At 62.1% G+C, this 17,040-nt stretch carries 19 protein-coding genes and 1 pseudogene; 6 read left to right on the forward strand and 14 right to left on the reverse strand.

Going from position 1 to position 17,040, the window contains the following annotated elements; translation table 11 throughout:
• Positions 1–5 precede the first annotated feature (5 nt).
• The 3 genes from sbmA to AC1DXM_RS24825 form a co-directional block, all read right to left on the reverse strand.
• Complete coding sequence (sbmA, locus tag AC1DXM_RS24815) at positions 6–1,268, reverse strand: peptide antibiotic transporter SbmA (RefSeq protein ID WP_477237108.1); 1,263 nt, start codon at positions 1,266–1,268, stop codon at positions 6–8.
• Positions 1,269–1,389: 121 nt separating this feature from the next.
• The gene (locus AC1DXM_RS24820; RefSeq protein WP_477237110.1) at positions 1,390–2,547 is read right to left on the reverse strand and encodes a YbfB/YjiJ family MFS transporter; all 1,158 of its coding nucleotides are present in this window, start codon (positions 2,545–2,547) and stop codon (positions 1,390–1,392) included.
• A gap of 289 nt (positions 2,548–2,836) precedes the next feature.
• On the reverse strand, positions 2,837–3,046 hold the full coding sequence (locus AC1DXM_RS24825; RefSeq protein WP_436258819.1) for a hypothetical protein: 210 nt from the start codon (positions 3,044–3,046) through the stop codon (positions 2,837–2,839).
• 94 nt (positions 3,047–3,140) lie between these two features.
• Between AC1DXM_RS24825 and AC1DXM_RS24830 the strand changes: the two genes are divergently transcribed.
• Both AC1DXM_RS24830 and AC1DXM_RS24835 read left to right on the forward strand, forming a co-directional pair.
• Entirely contained in the window at positions 3,141–4,055 is a 915-nt protein-coding gene (locus tag AC1DXM_RS24830; RefSeq protein WP_477237112.1) for a LysR substrate-binding domain-containing protein, read from the forward strand.
• Positions 4,056–4,142: 87 nt separating this feature from the next.
• Entirely contained in the window at positions 4,143–5,399 is a 1,257-nt protein-coding gene (locus tag AC1DXM_RS24835; protein WP_477237114.1) for an aminopeptidase, read from the forward strand.
• Positions 5,400–5,584: 185 nt separating this feature from the next.
• Here AC1DXM_RS24835 and AC1DXM_RS24840 read toward each other — a convergent pair whose 3' ends face one another.
• Positions 5,585–5,932 carry an ArsC family reductase gene (locus AC1DXM_RS24840; RefSeq protein WP_477237116.1) on the reverse strand — a complete coding sequence of 116 codons (348 nt, stop codon included), beginning with the start codon at positions 5,930–5,932 and terminating at the stop codon, positions 5,585–5,587.
• A 167-nt stretch (positions 5,933–6,099) separates the two neighbouring features.
• On the opposite strand from AC1DXM_RS24840, the gene AC1DXM_RS24845 reads away from it, so the two are divergent.
• The gene (locus AC1DXM_RS24845) at positions 6,100–6,456 is read left to right on the forward strand and encodes an ArsR/SmtB family transcription factor (RefSeq protein WP_477237118.1); all 357 of its coding nucleotides are present in this window, start codon (positions 6,100–6,102) and stop codon (positions 6,454–6,456) included.
• Positions 6,453–6,932: an SRPBCC family protein gene (locus AC1DXM_RS24850; protein WP_477237120.1), complete on the forward strand. Its 480-nt coding sequence runs from the start codon at positions 6,453–6,455 to the stop codon at positions 6,930–6,932. Before AC1DXM_RS24845 ends, AC1DXM_RS24850 begins: the two co-directional genes overlap by 4 nt.
• Positions 6,933–7,015: 83 nt before the next feature.
• On the opposite strand, the gene AC1DXM_RS24855 is transcribed toward AC1DXM_RS24850, so the two are convergent.
• From AC1DXM_RS24855 to AC1DXM_RS24900, 10 genes and pseudogenes are all read right to left on the reverse strand, one after another.
• Positions 7,016–7,369 (reverse strand): SnoaL-like domain-containing protein, encoded by a 354-nt coding sequence (locus tag AC1DXM_RS24855; RefSeq protein ID WP_477237122.1) that lies wholly within the window; start codon positions 7,367–7,369, stop codon positions 7,016–7,018.
• Positions 7,370–7,503: 134 nt separating this feature from the next.
• Positions 7,504–7,863 (reverse strand): 2'-5' RNA ligase family protein, encoded by a 360-nt coding sequence (locus AC1DXM_RS24860; RefSeq protein ID WP_477237124.1) that lies wholly within the window; start codon positions 7,861–7,863, stop codon positions 7,504–7,506.
• 23 nt (positions 7,864–7,886) lie between these two features.
• Positions 7,887–8,138: a hypothetical protein gene (locus AC1DXM_RS24865; RefSeq protein WP_477237126.1), complete on the reverse strand. Its 252-nt coding sequence runs from the start codon at positions 8,136–8,138 to the stop codon at positions 7,887–7,889.
• Positions 8,139–8,219: 81 nt separating this feature from the next.
• Positions 8,220–8,345, reverse strand: a pseudogene (locus AC1DXM_RS24870) (aldehyde dehydrogenase family protein); the annotation flags it as partial.
• A gap of 11 nt (positions 8,346–8,356) precedes the next feature.
• Entirely contained in the window at positions 8,357–9,442 is a 1,086-nt protein-coding gene (locus tag AC1DXM_RS24875) for an ABC transporter ATP-binding protein (RefSeq protein WP_477237128.1), read from the reverse strand.
• Complete coding sequence (locus tag AC1DXM_RS24880) at positions 9,432–10,040, reverse strand: helix-turn-helix domain-containing protein (RefSeq protein WP_477237130.1); 609 nt, start codon at positions 10,038–10,040, stop codon at positions 9,432–9,434. Before AC1DXM_RS24880 ends, AC1DXM_RS24875 begins: the two co-directional genes overlap by 11 nt.
• 206 nt (positions 10,041–10,246) lie before the next feature.
• The gene (locus AC1DXM_RS24885; RefSeq protein ID WP_477237132.1) at positions 10,247–11,317 is read right to left on the reverse strand and encodes an ABC transporter substrate-binding protein; all 1,071 of its coding nucleotides are present in this window, start codon (positions 11,315–11,317) and stop codon (positions 10,247–10,249) included.
• Between the two features lie 26 nt (positions 11,318–11,343).
• Positions 11,344–12,168, reverse strand: a complete 825-nt coding sequence (locus AC1DXM_RS24890) for an ABC transporter permease (protein WP_477237134.1) — start codon at positions 12,166–12,168, stop codon at positions 11,344–11,346.
• Positions 12,165–13,052 (reverse strand): ABC transporter permease, encoded by an 888-nt coding sequence (locus AC1DXM_RS24895; protein ID WP_477237136.1) that lies wholly within the window; start codon positions 13,050–13,052, stop codon positions 12,165–12,167. The genes AC1DXM_RS24890 and AC1DXM_RS24895 overlap by 4 nt, the downstream gene beginning before the upstream one ends.
• A 95-nt stretch (positions 13,053–13,147) precedes the next feature.
• On the reverse strand, positions 13,148–14,431 hold the full coding sequence (locus AC1DXM_RS24900; protein ID WP_477237138.1) for an NAD(P)/FAD-dependent oxidoreductase: 1,284 nt from the start codon (positions 14,429–14,431) through the stop codon (positions 13,148–13,150).
• 186 nt (positions 14,432–14,617) lie between these two features.
• On the opposite strand from AC1DXM_RS24900, the gene AC1DXM_RS24905 reads away from it, so the two are divergent.
• Positions 14,618–15,775, forward strand: coding sequence for a fumarylacetoacetate hydrolase family protein (locus AC1DXM_RS24905; protein WP_477237140.1), 1,158 nt, complete (start codon positions 14,618–14,620; stop codon positions 15,773–15,775).
• A 255-nt stretch (positions 15,776–16,030) separates the two neighbouring features.
• Positions 16,031–16,963, forward strand: coding sequence for a substrate-binding domain-containing protein (locus AC1DXM_RS24910; protein WP_477237142.1), 933 nt, complete (start codon positions 16,031–16,033; stop codon positions 16,961–16,963).
• The last annotated feature ends 77 nt before the right edge of the window (positions 16,964–17,040 follow it).

Consider the following 17,040-nt stretch of genomic DNA (forward strand, 5'->3'; position numbering starts at 1 on the left):
AACATTCAGGCCGGGTCGCCTTCCTGTACCTGCCGCTCCATGAAGCGGCGGTCAATGTCGGGAAGCGGCTCGCCATGGATCGTCGCCTCGAAGGCGCGAAGACGCTTGTAGATTGAGATCAGCTCGACGATGGTTGGCCAGGAATTGACCAGATACTGAAACGAAGACCGGACCTGATCAAAGGAATTGAGAATCTGGTTCAGAGCACCGAGCTTAATCTTTCCCGCGACCATCGTGGGAACAAGGACAATATACGGGAATATATTATCAATCTGAAGATAGAATATTCTGGCGATATTGAAATATAAGTAGTGGAAGTACTTAAGAAAATAGTTGCTCCTTACATTTCTAAAAAGCTCAGCAACAGTTGGTGGCTGGGCGCGGTTTACGTCATCCTCACCATAGACAAGTTCTTTGCGGTAAGCCGCCTCGACACGCTGGGTCCGGAATTCGAGCCCTGGCAGCTTGATTCCAACCAATGCCAAGAAAGTGGTTCCGAAAAGCGACCAGAGAATTGCCACAACGACGAGGGAGTAAGGCACTGTGCCGACAATCGGCAGTTCCGTGACATTCCGGGAGAGATGCAGCAGCACAGGAAGGAACGCTATCAGGGTCATGACAGACCCGACCAAGCTTACGCCCAGATCTTCCATCGTGGTGGAGAAGCGCATCGTATCTTCTTGGACACGCTGGGATGCACCTTCGATGCGCCTCAACCTTTCCCAGTTGGTCATGTAGTATTCGTTCATCGCGGTGCGCCAACGAAATATCCAGTGACTTACAAAAAACCGATTGAGGGCCCCAACGGTCACAGCCAGAAGCGCAATCCACATAATTGTCAGCAACTGGCTATAGAAATCCCACGGCGTCGTGGAAAACGGTGTGCCCAAGGCCTTCTGAATGAGATCGTAGAAAGGGCCATACCAGTCGTTGAAAGCGACGTTTACCTGAACCTGATAGTAGATCACAAAGAGGATCAGTGAGGTACCAAGGATCGACCAATTCCGCCATGGATGAGGTCGGTACCAGGCCCAAAATCCGTGGAAAATGAAGACGATAGCGGCAAAGTATATGTAAAACCAAAGAAATGGCTTCGACCAAAAGAGCGACACGCCAATGATCTTGTCGACGCCTTCGGCTGTGGGGGGCAATCCAAAAACAGCACCTAGCTGCTCTCCACCAAAAAACCAAAACAAAATTGCCGCAAGAATCCAGACGACTGCCGAGGTGAAAAACAGCTTCGGCTGTGGGAAAAACGATACGAACACTGTGGTGAAATCCTCGGTCGATGCGCAAATCAGCGGGGTTGCCGTTCAGCGGGCATAAAGTCACACATCAGCTGGAAAGCAAATGCCCGTGCCCGATGCCCGGCATCGAGCAAGACCACAATCATGGCGATTTTGGCGCGGCCGACCAGGTGACCCCAGCAGATACCAGCAATACGGCAGCAGCTACGATCGAGGCGAGGAAGAAGTTGCCCGAGGCCTGCGCCAGCAGGCCGGCGACGACAGGGCCGACGATCTGGCCGATGCCGAAGGACGCGGTCATCAGCGCGAAGATACGGCGCGGCGCCTGCGGCACGAGCTGCCTTGCCGTCTGCAGGCCGAGCGCGGTGATGGCGATGAAGGTGCCCCCGAGCAGGACGCCTGCGAGCAGCGGCCCGATGGCGCCGCCCATGGCGACGCTGGCGGTGACGCCGACCACTTCGACCAGGCAACCCAGGGCATAGGCTGCGTAAAGCCCGATCCGTGCTGATATCTTCTGCCAGAGCCAGACCGAGGGAAAGCCGGCAAGGCCGGTGACCATCCAGACGGTCGCCTCGAAGACGCGGCCGCCGCCGCCCTGGCGCACGATGGCGACGAGGAAGGTTGCGGTCACCACATAGCCGAAGCCAAACAGGCCATAGGCGATGATGACCTTGACCAGCGAGCGGTCCTTGGGCAGCGCCGGTTCGCGACCAGCCACGCCGTTGACAGGTGCGGTGGAACCGGCGAGCAAGGCGACCAGGACCAGCCCGCCAGCGGAAATCGCCGCCGACCACAGCCAGCCCGCCGGCCAACCGGCATGGTCGGTGACCAGAACCGCCATCAGCGCCGAGGACGCCGCGATGCCGAGGCCAACGCCGCCGAAATGCAGCGCCTGCAGATCGCTTCTGTTGGCGGCAGCCAGATGACCAAAGACGATGCTGGCCATGAACACCATGACGAAGGCGCTGGCCAGACCGGCAAGGAAACGGATGACGATGAAGGCGGTCATCGCCTCGGTCAGTCCCATCAGGGCGGCGAGCACAGCACTTGCGGCAAGGCCGCCAAACATCAGCATGCGCTCGCGCCCATGTGCCCAGCCGCCGGCCGCCGCAAGCGCGCCGATGAGGTAGCCGAGATAGTTGGCCGAGGCGATCCAGCCGGCATCGGCCGGCGACAGATGCAGCTCTTCCATCATGCCGGGCAGGATCGGCGTGTAGACGAAGCGGCCAATGCCCATGGCGACCGCCAGGGCGATCATGCCGGCGAGAGCGAGACGAAGGGGTGACGGCGCGGCGTTCATTGCAGCGCACAATAAGGGTGCCCGGTGGGGAGACAATGCGCTTGAATTGGGCCAGAGCAGGTTTGGCGAAACGCCCGTTGCACAGGATTGGCGCGAAAACTTCTGCGTCAGCGCCGCCCCTCATCCGCCTGCCGGCACCTTCTCCCCGTAGAACGGGGAGAAGGGGGCTAATCGGCCGCCTCAGCGCCCTTTCCTGCAACGCCGGTGGTTGGCGAAACCTTCAGCGCAATGAGGGGCGGTGCCGGCGTCGACAGCATCGCCTCTTTCTCTCTTGGCGCGTTCGCGATTTTCAGTGGCAGCCGACCGCACCGGTCTCGTAGGCGGTGCGCCGCGCCGTCAGCCGGAACGGAATGTCGCCGAGTTCGCGCTCCGACATGGTGTCGAGCACCGGATGAGACAGCGGATCGGTCGCCCAATTGACGGCATCGCCATTTTGGCGCGGGGCCCGCCGCGCGCCCACGGCCGCAAAGATCTTGAGCAATGATAGGAGCGTCACCATCCTCGCCTCCTCGGTCTGACTGTCCCGCTAAAATCTGCCTTGTCGGGCTGCCTTTCAATTGAGATTTCAGCCGAGCCGGTTTAGAAAAACTGAAATGGCTATGCTGAACCGCGTCCACCTCAACGGCTTGCGCGCCGTCGAAACCGTTGCCCGCCTCGGCTCGCTCGCGGCTGCGGCCGGCGAACTTAACGTCTCTGTGAGCGCCGTCAGCCAGCAGATCAACCGCACCGAGAAGCAACTCGGACAGGCGCTGTTCGAACGCACGGCAAGCGGGCTGGTGCTGACCGAGTTCGGCACGGTGTTTTCCGCCAGGCTGGGCGCCGGTTTTCGCGAACTGGCGCAGGCGGTGGCGCTTGCCGACGAGGCACACCAGTGCACGCTGGTGGTTTCGGTGGCGCCCGCCTTCGCCTCGAAATGGCTGCTGCCGCGGCTGTCGCGGCATTTCGACCGGCATCCCAACGTGCTCCTGCGCATCGACGCCTCGGTCCGGCTGGCCGATCTCGAGCGCTCAGACATCGATATCGCCATCCGGCTTGGCGACGGCAAATGGCCGGGCGGACGGGCAGAGCTGCTTCTGACGCAGGAAGTGTTTCCGGTCTGCGCGCCGGCGATCGCAGAAAAATTGAAGTCGATCGGCGACCTTGCGCAGACCTGCGCCATCACCGACGAGCGGGCGATGATCACCTGGGAGAGCTGGTTTGCCGCCGCCGGAGTCGAGCCGGTGACCTTCCGCAAGGGGGCGCGCTTCACCGACCCTATGCTGTGCCTGGAATCGGCGATCGCCGGCCATGGCGTCATGCTCGGCTGGCAGTTGCTCGCCGCCGACGCGCTGGCCGACGGCCGCCTTGTCACGCCTTTCGGCGTGCGGGCACAGAGCGGACTCGGCTACTGGCTGGTGACCTCGGCGACCAAAACCGAAAGCCGCAAGGTGCGCGATTTCAAGATCTGGATCCGCGAGGAGATCGCGGCAACCGTGGCGCAGTTCAGTGCGCTGGAGAGTGCGGCGTAAAGCTCGCTGCCGCGACGGCGCTGGAAAGCGCGGCCGCGCCGCTCTATGTTGGAAGCTTCACCCCCCAAGACCAAGGCAGGCAGGATCATGACCACACATTCGCGCGGCGTTTCCGCAACCATCGACCCGGTGAAGCTCGACAGGCTGGCGGAAGTCGCCATCAAGGTCGGGCTGCAGTTGCAGCCGGGCCAGGACCTGGTGCTGACCTCGTCGATTGCGGCGCTGCCGTTGACCAGGCGAATCGTCGAACACGCCTACAAGGCCGGCGCCGGGCTGGTGACGCCGATCTTCAATGATGACGAAATCACGCTGGCGCGCTTCCGCTATGGCGCGGACGCGGGCTTCGATCGCGCTGCCGGCTGGATGTATGAAGGCATGGCGAAAGCCTTTTCCAACAATGCGGCGCGGCTTGCGGTGCGCGGCGAAGACCCGTCGCTGCTGTCGGCGCAAGATCCTTCGAAGGTGGCACGGGCCAACAAGGCGAACTCGATGGCCTACCAGCCGGCGCTGGAAAAGATCACCGGCTTCGACATCAACTGGAACATCGTCGCCTATCCCGACCTCGCCTGGGCAAAACAAGTCTTTCCTGGCGATGCCGACGATGTTGCCGTGGCAAAGCTCGCCGACGCCATCTTTTCGGCATCGCGGGTCGACGTGGAAGACCCGATCGCAAACTGGACGGCGCACAATGCAGCGCTGCGCGGCCGCACCGAGTGGCTGAACGAGCACAATTTCCATGCGCTGCATTTTACCGGGCCGGGCACCGACCTCACCGTCGGACTGGCCGACGGCCATGAATGGATGGGCGGCGCCTCGACGGCCAAGAACGGCGTAACCTGCAACCCGAACATACCGACCGAGGAAGTCTTCACCACGCCGCATGCACGGCGCGTCTCCGGACATGTCTCCTCGACCAAGCCGCTGTCCTACCAGGGCACGCTGATCGACGACATCTCGGTGCGCTTCGAGGACGGCCGGATCGTCGAGGCCAAGGCGTCGAAGGGCGAAGACGTGCTGAAGAAGGTGCTCGACACCGATGAGGGTTCGCGCCGGCTCGGCGAAGTGGCGCTGGTGCCGCATTCCTCGCCGATCTCGGCCAGCGGCTTGCTGTTCTTCAACACGTTGTTCGACGAGAACGCCGCCTGCCACATCGCGCTCGGGCAGTGCTATTCGAAATGCTTCGTCAATGGCGCTTCGCTCAGCCAGGACGAGATCGCCCAGCGCGGCGGCAACAAGAGTTTCATCCACATCGACTGGATGATCGGCTCGGACAAGATCGACATAGACGGCGTCCACAAGGATGGCCGCAAGGTGCCGGTGATGCGCAAGGGCGAATGGGCCTGAGGTCACAACGACTTCGTCATCCTCGGGCTTGACCCGAGGATCCATGCCGTGACCTCCGCTCAGGCTGCAACGGGCACAGAACCTGCACCGTTGCATCGCTCATAGGTCACGGCATGGATCCTATGGTCTGCGCCGCGTCGCTTCGCTCCTTGCTTCGCCATAGGATGACGAAGTGAGGGGCTGCGCTACTTCACTTCCGCCTCATAAACATCAGCCTTGAACCCGACCAAAATCCGATCCCCGACCTCAAGCACCGGCCGCTTTATCATGGTCGGGTTGGCCAGCATCAGCTTCTTGGCCTTCTTCTCGTCGAGGCCCTGCTTGTCCTTGTCCGGCAGCTCGCGAAACGTCGTGCTGCCCTTGTTGAGCAGCTTTTCCCAGCCGACGTTGCCGATCCAGCCGTCCAGCTTTTCAGCCTCTATCCCTTCGGCCCGGTAATCGTGGAAACGGTAAGGCACATCGTGGCCCTCCAGCCAGGTGCGCGCCTTCCTGATCGTGTCGCAGGTGGTGATGCCGTACATGGTGATCTTCAAAACGCGCTTCCCTTGGGCTGACAGTCGAATCCGCCAGACAGCCTAAAACCGCCCTCCCCGCTTTGCCAGCACCCGGCCGACATCTGTGCATTTTTAGGGCTTGCCAATACTAAGGAAATTTCCAAAGTATTTTTGCGCAGTTTTTAACGGCACCTCAGGAACCGACCATGCCAAGCCTCCACAGGGCAAATCCCACCCCCCCGCCGATCGACGGCATTTTTCGCGCGCTGGCCGACCCGACACGGCGGCGCGTTGTCGAACGGCTGAACCGCAGTCCGGCCTCGGTCAGCGAGCTGGCGCAGCCTTTCGAGATGGCGCTGCCCTCCTTCATCGAACACCTCAAAGTGCTGGAAGGCTGCGGGCTGGTGCGATCGGAAAAGATCGGCCGTATCAGGACCTATCAGCTGGCGCCCGAGCCGCTGCAGCTTGCCGAAAACTGGCTGGCCGAACAGCGCACGCTGTGGGAGCGCCGCCTCGATCAGTTCGACGCCTATGTGATGAGCCTCAAGGAGCAGGAAAAGTGAGCTATCCCTTCAAGACCGACCCCAGGCTGGACCTCGTGCTGGAGCGCAAGCTCGACGCGCCGCGCGAACTCTTGTGGCGCGCCATGACGGTGCCGGAGCATGTCAAGCAATGGTTCACCCCAAAGCCCTGGCTAATCACCGATTGCGAGATCGATCTGCGGCCGGGCGGGCTGTTTCGCACCCGCATGCAGTCGCCCGACGGCACAGAGGTCAACGACCGCCGTTGCTGCTATCTCGAGATCGTGGAGAACGAGCGGCTGGTGTGGACGGATGCGCTGCTGCCGGGCTATCGGCCGTCGGGCGAGCCCTTCATCACCGCGGTGATTTCCTTGCATCCGGACGGCAAGGGCACGCGCTACACGGCCACCGCCATCCACCGCGATGCGGCCACCCGCAACAACCATGAAGAGATGGGTTTCTTCGACGGCTGGGGCACGGTGGCCGATCAACTGGCGCAGTATGTGAAGACGATTTGAGTTTTTCGCCCGGCGGCCAGGACAGTGTCCCGGCCGCCATTCTTAAATCGCGCAAGCGAACCGGGAGCCGGCGGCATTCCGGCTTAGTAGTAAAAGCGCTCTTCGGTGATCTTGCCGTTCTTGACCGTGTACAGGCCAACCTCGTCCATAGTGACACGTTCGCCTGTCGCCTTGGGCGTTATGTCAAACTTGAAGCGCACTGCGAACTGGTCGCCGTTGACATAAGGCCCCTCGACCGAGCCGCCATGCACTTCATTGTTCGCTTGCCACCATTCGCCCTTTTGCCTGAGCGCCTCTTTGCCGCGGGCGATGGCCATTGGCCCCTCCATGGCTTCAAGGCTGACGATATCATCGGCATTGTATTTTTCACCAGCACCCAGGTGATCGCCCTGCTGGAGCATTTCGGTGAAATTCTTGGCAATATCCGTGATGGTCATTTGTGTTCCTCCTGTTCAGACTCACTCGAAGTAGGGAAGCGCTTGCCGGCCTGCCACCTTTGTCCGCACGGCAGCTGACAAGCCGTGTCAGGACGATCAATATAGCACGGCTATGTGACGACGATTTGGGGCCATCACATTGCGGGCTGGGCATCGTCCTGACCGGTCAGTTGCCACCGCCCACGCTCCTTGTAGATGCCTTTGCCGATCAGACTGTGGATCAGCACAAAATCCCGAACCGTCCAGCTGACTGGGTCAATCGATCGCTCCCGGATCTTGGGAACACGTGCTTCATCCCGAAGCAGCGTGACATGCGGTTCAATGGAGTTTGTGAGAAAGCGTTTTAACGGGCTGTCGGAAATCAGTGCGGTGAGGTTGCGCCAGAGTTCTTGCAGCGCCGGATTGCTGCCACTGCCACCGCGAAGAACAAGTGAACCTCCGCCAAAAGCCGACAAGCGATCGAAAGAAGCTTCGAACGGTTTCGCAACGATCATCGAACCTATGCGGCAGGCATCTTCTACCAGCGCTTGCGGAAATCATGGTCGCCGAGACCGACTAGCGAGATATGGATGTGGTCTTCCGGAACAAACCAGCTTTGCAATCCCAGTTCGCGATCCAAAGTGACGGCCTTCCGCGCGAGAGGACCAGCGATCGTCCTCTCGGTAAGGATAGCGAAGAATATTCGGTCCTCGAAATGTCGCTCCAAGTCTTTCCATTCGAAGAAGCGCTGGCCATTTTTGGCGGTCCCGAATGTAGGAAACTCACGCATAACCGATCTCACCCGGACAGATTGGTAAGATTGATCAATCTAGAACATAACGAGAACAAATCAAGAGGCCAGCCCATTGCCGGGGGTGACGTGACCGAAGACAGTCGGGCGCAAATAATAGCCGCGGTTGAGATGCTCCGGCCGGCCGGGGCCGCCGGTGACGAGCGTCGCGCCTTCCTTGATGCCGGCCTCGATCAGCCGCTGGATCTAGGGCCGGATTAGCTTGGCAACATAGGGCAGCTGGCGCCACGGCGCAAACTGATATGCGCCACGTCGCCGACGCTGAATTGAAAGCCCTCGGCCTGGCGCGGGGCGTCGATCACCACCGGCAGCCCCTGGCCGAGTTCAGCATGCAGGCGCAGCGTGCGGCCGTGGAAGACGATGCTGTTGACGCGCGCCGGCGCGGTGCCGGCGGCGGCGTCGGTGGTGGCCAGCAGATCCTCGGGACGGACGCCGATGGTGCGTTCGGCGCCCTCGGCGGGCGTATCGCCGGTTTCGGATGTTGCCTCCAGCGAGAGCGCGCCAGCGGCAAAGCGCAGGCGGTCGCCATCGCGGCCGAGGAAGCGCGATTGCAACAGGTTCATCGTGCCGATGAAGCTCGCGACGAATTTCGTCGCCGGCCGGTCGTAGAGCGTCGCCGGCGGCGCGATCTGCTCGATCCGGCCCTTGTTCATGACGACGATGCGGTCGGAGATCGACAAGGCTTCGGTCTGGTCGTGGGTGACCATGACGAAGGTGGTGCCGAGGCGCGACTGCAGCCGCTTCAGCTCGACCTGCATCTGTTCGCGCAGATGCGCGTCGAGTGCCGACAGCGGCTCGTCGAGCAGCAGCACGCGCGGCTCGCAGACAATGGCGCGGGCAAGCGCGACACGCTGCCGCTGGCCGCCCGACAGTTCAGAGACGCGGGCGCCGAGCTTGTCGGCAAGGCCGACCATGTCGAGCGCTTCGCGGACGCGCTTGGCCTGTTCGGCTCCGGACAGTTTGCGCAGCGACAGGCCGAAGCCGACATTTTCCGCCACGTTCATATGCGGGAACAGCGCGTAGTCCTGGAACACGGTGTTGACGGGACGGTCGAAGGGCCGGAGCGCGGTGATGTCGCGGCCGTCGAGCAGAACCTTGCCGCTGGACGGGCTTTCGAAACCGGCAATGACGCGCAGGCTGGTGGTCTTGCCGCAACCCGACGGTCCGAGCAGCGTGATGAACTCGCCGCTGATTATGTCGAGATCGACGGCATCGAGCCCGACAATGCCGCCGGGAAACACCTTCGAGACCTTGTCCAACCGTACCAGAGTATCAAGCGCCATCGCGAACCTCGGACGGCTTGGTGGTGTTGACCCAGAGGATCTGGCAGCGCTCGGTGCCGGGATTGCGGAAGGCGTGCAGAAGCGTGCTCTTGAAGGCAAAACTGTCGCCGCTCTTCAGCACATATTTTGTCGAATCCACCACCAGCTCGACCTCGCCCGACAGGACGTAGCCGAACTCGTGGCCGATATGCGCATAGGCTTCCGCTGTGCCACCATCGGCCTCTACTGTCACCAGGAGCCCGGTCAGCGTAGCGCCCGGCGGCGACAGCAGCGCCTTGGCGATGCCTTCCGACTTGACCGGGATCTGCCGCCTCTTGTCGGCGCGCACGCAATAGAGATCGTTGCCGGCATCATTGCCGTCCGTGATCAGCGCCGAGGGCTCGATGTCGAGTGCGGCAGCGAGCGGCCAGATCACCTTGACGCGCAGCGAAGACAGGCCGCGCTCGATCTGGCTCAGCGCCCCGATCGACACGCCGGCCTTGGCCGCAAGCTCGGCCAGCGACAGATTGCGCTCCAGCCGCAGCGCCCGCACACGGCGGCCGACGCGGATGTCGGCATCGTCTTTGGGCTTTTCTGTTGCGTTGTCGAGCATGTCCATGCGTGGGTCCTTGTTCTCTTCTCACATCGACGGGGCGCAGCGCCGCTAGGCTCTCCCTTCTCCCCTTGTGGGAGAAGGTGTCGCCGAAGGCGACGGATGAGGGGTGTTCCAGGGAACGCCAGCGTCTCACTCCGCTGGAGCACCCCTCATCCGTCTCGGCGCTGCGCGCCGATCCACCTTCTCCCACAAGGGGAGAAGGGGGAGCTTTACCCGCCCGCCTTCACCTTCTCGAACATCTTCGCCACATCGTCATTCTGCTTCATCGGGCCGGTGAAGATGGTGCTCTTCAGCATCACTTCGGGGTCCGCCGGCAATTGCAGCTTGTCCAGTTCGTCCTTCGCCACGCCGGCGAAGGCGGTGCTGAGCGAGCTGCCATAGCCGTAGGACTGGATCAGGTACTTACCCGAGTCGGCGTCGAGCCGGCTGTTGATGAAGTCATAGGCGAGGTCGACATTCTTGGCGTCCTTGAGCATGACGAAGCCGCAGGCCCAGGTCAGCATGCCTTCCTTCGGCTTCATGAACTCGACCGGCACACCTTGTTTCTTCAGCGAGGTGGCCGACGCGTTCCAGGTCATGGCGGCGACCAGCTGGCCGCTGGCCAGTGCCTGTTCGACCGAGGTCATGTCGGTGGTGTAGCTGGACAGCAACGGACGCTGCTCGCGCAGTTTTTCCGCCACCTTGTCCATCTCAGCCGGCGTCATGTCGAACGGATTGACCCCGGCGAGCAGTGCGGCAACGATCGGCGTGTCATGCACGGCATCGATGGTCGCCATGCGGCCGGCATATTGCTTGTCCCACAGAAGGTTCCAGCTCGCTTCCGGGTTCTTGACCAGATCGGTGCGGTAGAGGATCGAGGTGTTGCCCCAGTCCCACGGCACCATCCAGACCTTGTCGTCGCCGGCCTGGATGTCGGGCAGGTTCTTGAACACTGGGAAAATCGAATCCCAGTTCTTGATGCGCTTGGTGTCGATCGGCTGCAGCAGGCCTTCCTTGTTCCAGCGCGCCACCTTGTCGTAGCAGGGATGGGCGATATCGGGGCGGAAGCCGGCCTTGACCTTGGTGAAGGCATCGTCGTCGTCGCCGAAGATCGAGGCCTCGACGCCATCGGGATGGGCTGTTAGGAAGCTCTTGTTGAAGTCGGGCAGTTCATAGCCCGACCAGGTGAAATATTGCAGCTTGTCGGCGGCGAAGGCGACGGTCGACGACAGGACGATTGCAAGGGCTGCAAGCCCGGTGCGGGCTGTCTTTCCGGTGATCGATTTCAGGTCGAATGCCATTTCGATTCTCCTCTCTTGTTATGGTTTCAGGCTGGATTGGCAGGCGCCGGCCGCCGGGCTGCATTGAGGCCACGGTGGCGCAGCAATTCGGCTGTGCCGGCGATGATGAAAGACACGGTGAGGATCGCAGTCCCCAGCGCCATCACGGTCGGCAGCGAGCGGGGAAATCGCAGCTGGCTCCAGATGTAGAGCGGCAGCGTCGGCTCGGTGCCGGCGAGGAAGAAGACGACGATGAATTCGTCGAAGGAAATCAGAAACGCCAGCATGAAGGCCGAAATGATCGCTGGCAGGCTGAGCGGCAGCATCACCCGCCGGAACGTCGTCCAGTCGGAAGCGCCGAGATCGAGCGCCGCCTCGCGAATGGTTTTCGGGATGGCGGCAAAGCGGCTGCGCATGATCACCACCGTCGTCGGAAGCGCCACCAGTATGTGGCCGAGAACGATGGCGATGCGCGACGGGCCGAGGCCGATGAGGTTGACGAGAATAAGCAGCGATATGCCGACGATGACGCCGGGGATCAGGATCGGCAGCCTAGAGATGGCGCTGATGGTGGCGGCCAGCGGCGAGCGACCATAGAGGTCCATGTAGGAGACGGTTATGCCGCAGAGCGTCGCGCCGGCAGCGGCCACGACGCCGATGACGAGGCTGTTCAAAAGCGCGCCGGACAGCGCCGGATTGCCATAGAGCGTGGCATACCATTCGAGCGTAAAACCCTGCAGCGGAAACGCTGCCTGGATGGAATTGTTGAAGGAGAACAGCGGGATCAACAGGACCGGCAGATAGAGGAACACCAAGTAGGCGATGACGTAAACGCCTAGCCAGCGACCGCCTTCCGTGCGCGCCGCGCTCATGTCCGACTGCCGAATTTGCGGTCGGCAGACCGCGCGACCAGCACCACGCACAGGATGACCAGCATCACGCAGACCGAGAGTGCTGCGCCGAACGGCCAATCATTGGCCTTGCCGAATTGCGACTGGATCAGTGTGCCGATCATGGTGCTGGCCGGGCCGCCGACCATAGCCGGCGTGACATAGTCGCCGACCGTCGGCACAAAGACGACCAGGGCTGCCGCCAGCACGCCCGGCATCGAATTGGGCAAGACAACGCGGCGGAAGGTAGTGAAGGGTCTGGCGCCAAGATCGGACGCGGCTTCGAGCAGCGATTTCGGAATGGTGTCGAGCGCTACATAGATCGGCAGGATGGCAAACGGCGCGTAGGCGTGCGCCAAGGTGACGACGACCGCAGCGGGCGTGTTGAGGAAGGCCAGCGTCGGTTCCGACCAGATGCCGCTTTCGATCAGCGCCGAGTTCAACACGCCGTTGTATGCCAGCACGATCTTCCAGGCGAAGACGCGCAGGAGATAGCTGGTCCAGAACGGCAGGGTCACCAGGAAAAGCAGCAGTCCACGGCGGCGGCCGGCATGGAAGGCGAGATAGTAGGCGACGGGATAGGCGGTGACGACAGTTGCCAGCGTCACTAGGCCGGCAATCACCAGCGAGCGCAGCGTCACCGTCCAGTACAGCGGATCGGAGACCACGGTGATGAAATTGCCCACCGTGAAACCGGCGCCGAGCAGCGAACCGTCATTGCCGCGGAAGGCGAGGAACAGCACCAAGCCGAGGGCGAACAGGATCAGGAAGAAGGTGACCAGTCCGCCCGGCAGCAACATGGCGAAGCGGAAGCCTCGGGAAGACCCGGACCCTGCTGGCGCTTCAGACACAACGATGGTCGACATCAAAGTGTTCAACCGAATTATGAAATCGACCTAACTTTTTTCATATTCGTGAAACTGTCAAGCTGAATCCGCGGAACTAAACGGCTGGCGCACAATCAGCGCCCGAAGGCGTCCAGCATCCGGTACCAGGCGATCGTCGCGGCGACGCCGACCTGGCGGAAGGCATGGAACGGGATCGGCCGGATCGGCGACAGCGGGAACGGCAATTGCGCTACGTCACCGTTTGCAAGGTAGCCCGCCATTCGCTTTCCCAGCGCGCTCATCAGGCCGACGCCCCTGCCCTGGCAGCCGACCACGGCGAGCAGGCCCTTTTCGGGCTCATGGACATGCGGCAGATGATCCGGCGTCATCGCCACGCGGCCGAACCAGCGCTTCTCGATGGGAACATCGGAGAGCGCCGGATAGAGCCGCACCAGCGCGCGCTGCAGATGCGCCCAGTCGGCCTCGCTCTTTGGCAGGGCCATGCGGCCGCGGCCGCCAAGCACCAGCCGGCCGTCGGCGCTCCTGCGATAGTAGACGAGGATGCGCCTGGAGTCGGATACCGCCTGCCCTTCCGGCAAGATCGCCGCTGCAAGGTTGGACGACAGTGGCCCGGTCGCGATCTGGAAGGAATGCAACGGCACGATCGTCTCGGCGAGACCAGGCAGCAGCCCATCGGAATAGGCATTGGTCGCCAGCACAACCGCCTTGGCCCGCACTTCGGCGCCGTTTGCGCTCGAAACACACCAAACGCCGGCGTCCCTGGTCAGCTTCACCACCTTCTGCCGCTCGGCAATCCTGGCTCCGGCCGCGGCAGCGATGCGCGCCAGTTCCAGCGTATAAGCGAGCGGATCGATGATGCCGGCGCGGCGGTCGAGCCAGCCGCCGAGATAGCCTTGCGCGCCGGTCATCGCAGCGATCTCGCTTTGGCTGAGAAGCTGGACATCGGCGCCACGTGCCCGCCATTGCCGATCCCGGTTCGCTGCCGCTGTCAAAGCGGTTTCGGTGTGCGCAGCCTGGATCCAGCCGTTGCGCGTGAACGGCACCACCAGTTTTTCGTCACGGATGAGATCGAACACCGCATCGGCCGTCGAGGCAGCGAAATCGACCAGTGCCTGGCCACGCCCGGGGCCGAAATGCTGGAGCAGCCATTCGGGATCGTATTTCAGGCCGGGAATGACCTGGCCGCCATTGAGACCCGAGGCGCCTTGCCCGACCTCGCCGGCCTCCAGAACCTGGACGCCGAGACCGAGGCGCGCGGCATGCAAGGCGGTCGACAGGCCCATGAAACCGCCACCGACGATGGCAACATCGACCAGCGTACCATCCGGGACGAGCGACCGGAATGCGGATGCGGTCTGCGGCTTTTGCCAGATCGGAATGGAAAACGGTGCGGACAAGGCTTCACCTGGAGCAGAGGGCAAAATGAAAACGCTAGTGGGAATTTCATTTTTTTGAAAGAGCGGGCGTCATGTCAGAACCGACAATTGGCTGCACCACGGGATAGACCTTTGAGTGGAATCCGGTGAAAGTGCCGCGCCCTTCAGGCCAGTTCCCATTCGCAATCAGTCAAAGGACCGTAAGCCATGACGAACCCAACGCAGCTTCCCGCCGACGGGCTCTTCATCGGCCGCGCCAAAGCGAGCGATGCCTCGCATCCGCTGGTGGTCACGGTGCGCGACGGCACCGTTTTCGACATCACATCGAGCGCAGCGCCCACCGTGCGCGACATCTGCGAAATGACCGATCCGGTCGGACATGTCAGCTCAGCCAAGGGCAAGTCGATCGGCTCGCTCGACGCGATTGCCGCCAACAGCTTTCAGGCCACGCGCGATCCGGCAAAGCCCTATCTGCTCTCGCCCGTCGACCTGCAGGCGGTGAAGGCGTCGGGCGTGACCTTCGTCGTCAGCCTGCTCGAGCGCGTCATTGAGGAGCAGGCACGCGGTTCGGCGGAAAAGGCCGACGCCATCCGCGCCGACATTGCCGGGCTGATCGGCCACGACCTGTCAAAGCTCAAGCCCGGCTCGCCGGAGGCGATGGAGATCAAGGCCAAGCTGATCGCGCGCGGCGCCTGGTCGCAATATCTGGAAGTCGGCATCGGTCCCGACGCCGAGATTTTCACCAAATGCCAGCCGATGGCCTCGGTCGGCTTCGGCGCCGATGTCGGGCTGCATCCGGTGTCGACCTGGAACAATCCGGAGCCCGAGATTGCCATGATCGCCGCCAGCAGCGGCAGCATCGTTGGCGCCACCATCGGCAACGACGTCAATCTCAGGGATGTCGAGGGACGTTCGGCACTGCTGCTCGGCAAGGCCAAGGACAACAATGCCTCGGCTTCGCTCGGCCCATTCATCCGGCTGTTCGACGCAACATTTTCGATCGACGACGTGAAGCAGGCCATTGTGCGGCTGAAGGTCGAGGGCGAGGATGGATTTTCGCTGGAGGGCGCGAGCTCGATGGCCGAGATCAGCCGTTCGCCGGAAGAACTCGTTGCCGCCGCCATGGGGCCGCACCACCAATATCCGGACGGGTTGGCGCTTTATCTCGGCACCATGTTCGTGCCGTCGAAGGACCGCGGCGAAAAGGGCAAGGGCTTCACCCACAAGGTCGGCGACATCGTCACCATCTCCTCGGAGAAATTCGGCGCGCTGGTCAATCGCGTGCTTCTGTCGCCCGATTGTCCGCACTGGACCTACGGCGCCAGCCATCTCATGCGCGACCTCGCCAAGGCCGGCCTTATCTGATTTTTCGGGCGCTGCGCTTTTCCCGGGAAAACCGCCTCACACTTTTCCTGGATTTGCTCGAACTGATGCGATCTGATGGGATCGCTGATGGCGTGTTGCATCGCGCCACCATCCATTGGGCGGATGGAGGCTTGCCATCGGCCGGAAAAGAAGATGCTCTGAGCATCCGGGCGGCGCTGGCAGGAGGAAATGATCGGGCATGGCCCGGATCATCGCCGGACGTGGAGGTCGTTTTTCAACATGGGAGGAAAGCAAATGCTAACGAGGCTACGATTACTCGTGCTCGGCTTGATTGTGGCGCTGGCCATTCCGGCGGCGGCACAGGCCAAGACGTTCTACTGGATTTCGCATGGCGGCCCGGCCGACCCGGTCTGGACCTACTTCCTCGCCGGCGCCAAGCAATGGGCGAAAGACACCGGCAACACCGTCAACACCTCGTTCCACAATGGTGACGTCGCCTCGCAGCAGGAAGCGGTTCGCGCGGCCCTCTCCGCCAAGGCCGACGGCATCGTCACCACCAGCCCCGATCCGGGCAGCCTCGTCGAGATCGTCAAGGAGGCCCGCGCGGCAAACATCCCGATCATCAATTTCAACACGCCCGATCCCAAGGCCAATTTCAACGCCTATGTCGGCGGCGACAACGTCACCTTCGGCAAGCACTGGGCGCAGTATCTGGTCGACAAGGGGCTGGTGAAGAAGGGCGACTTCGTCTGGATGCCGGTCGAAATCCCCGGCGCCACCTATGGCGTCCAGGAAGAGGAAGGCATCAAGAGCGTCTTCGGGCCACTCGGCATCACCTATGAGATCACCGAGGCGACGCTCGACCAGGCCGAAGTGATCAACCGCATGGTCGATTACCTCACCGCCAACAAGGCCAAGGTCAAGGCGATCATCGGCCTCGGCGACCTCGTCACCGGCTCGATCAAGCGGGTCTTCGACCAGGTCGGCATCAAGCCGGGTGAAATCCCGGTCGTCGGCTGGGGCAACTCGCTCGACACCACCCAGGAAGTGCTGAACGGCTATGTCAATGCCGGCCAGTGGCAGGACCCTCAGGCGACCAGCTACGTTGCGCTTTCACTGGCCAACATGGCAGCAAGCGGCATTCCTCCGGGCTTCAACGTCATCACCGGCGCGCTCTACGAAAAGGACACCGCGCAGGTCTACGACGACATCCTGTCCGGCAAATAACCTGGATATCCAACAGTCGCGGCCGCAGCCGCGGTCGCGACTGTCTTTTTCGCCGAAGCTTTCGCACCACGTGCGGA

The sequence above is a fragment of the Mesorhizobium sp. P3_A2 genome (genome assembly GCF_056403115.1).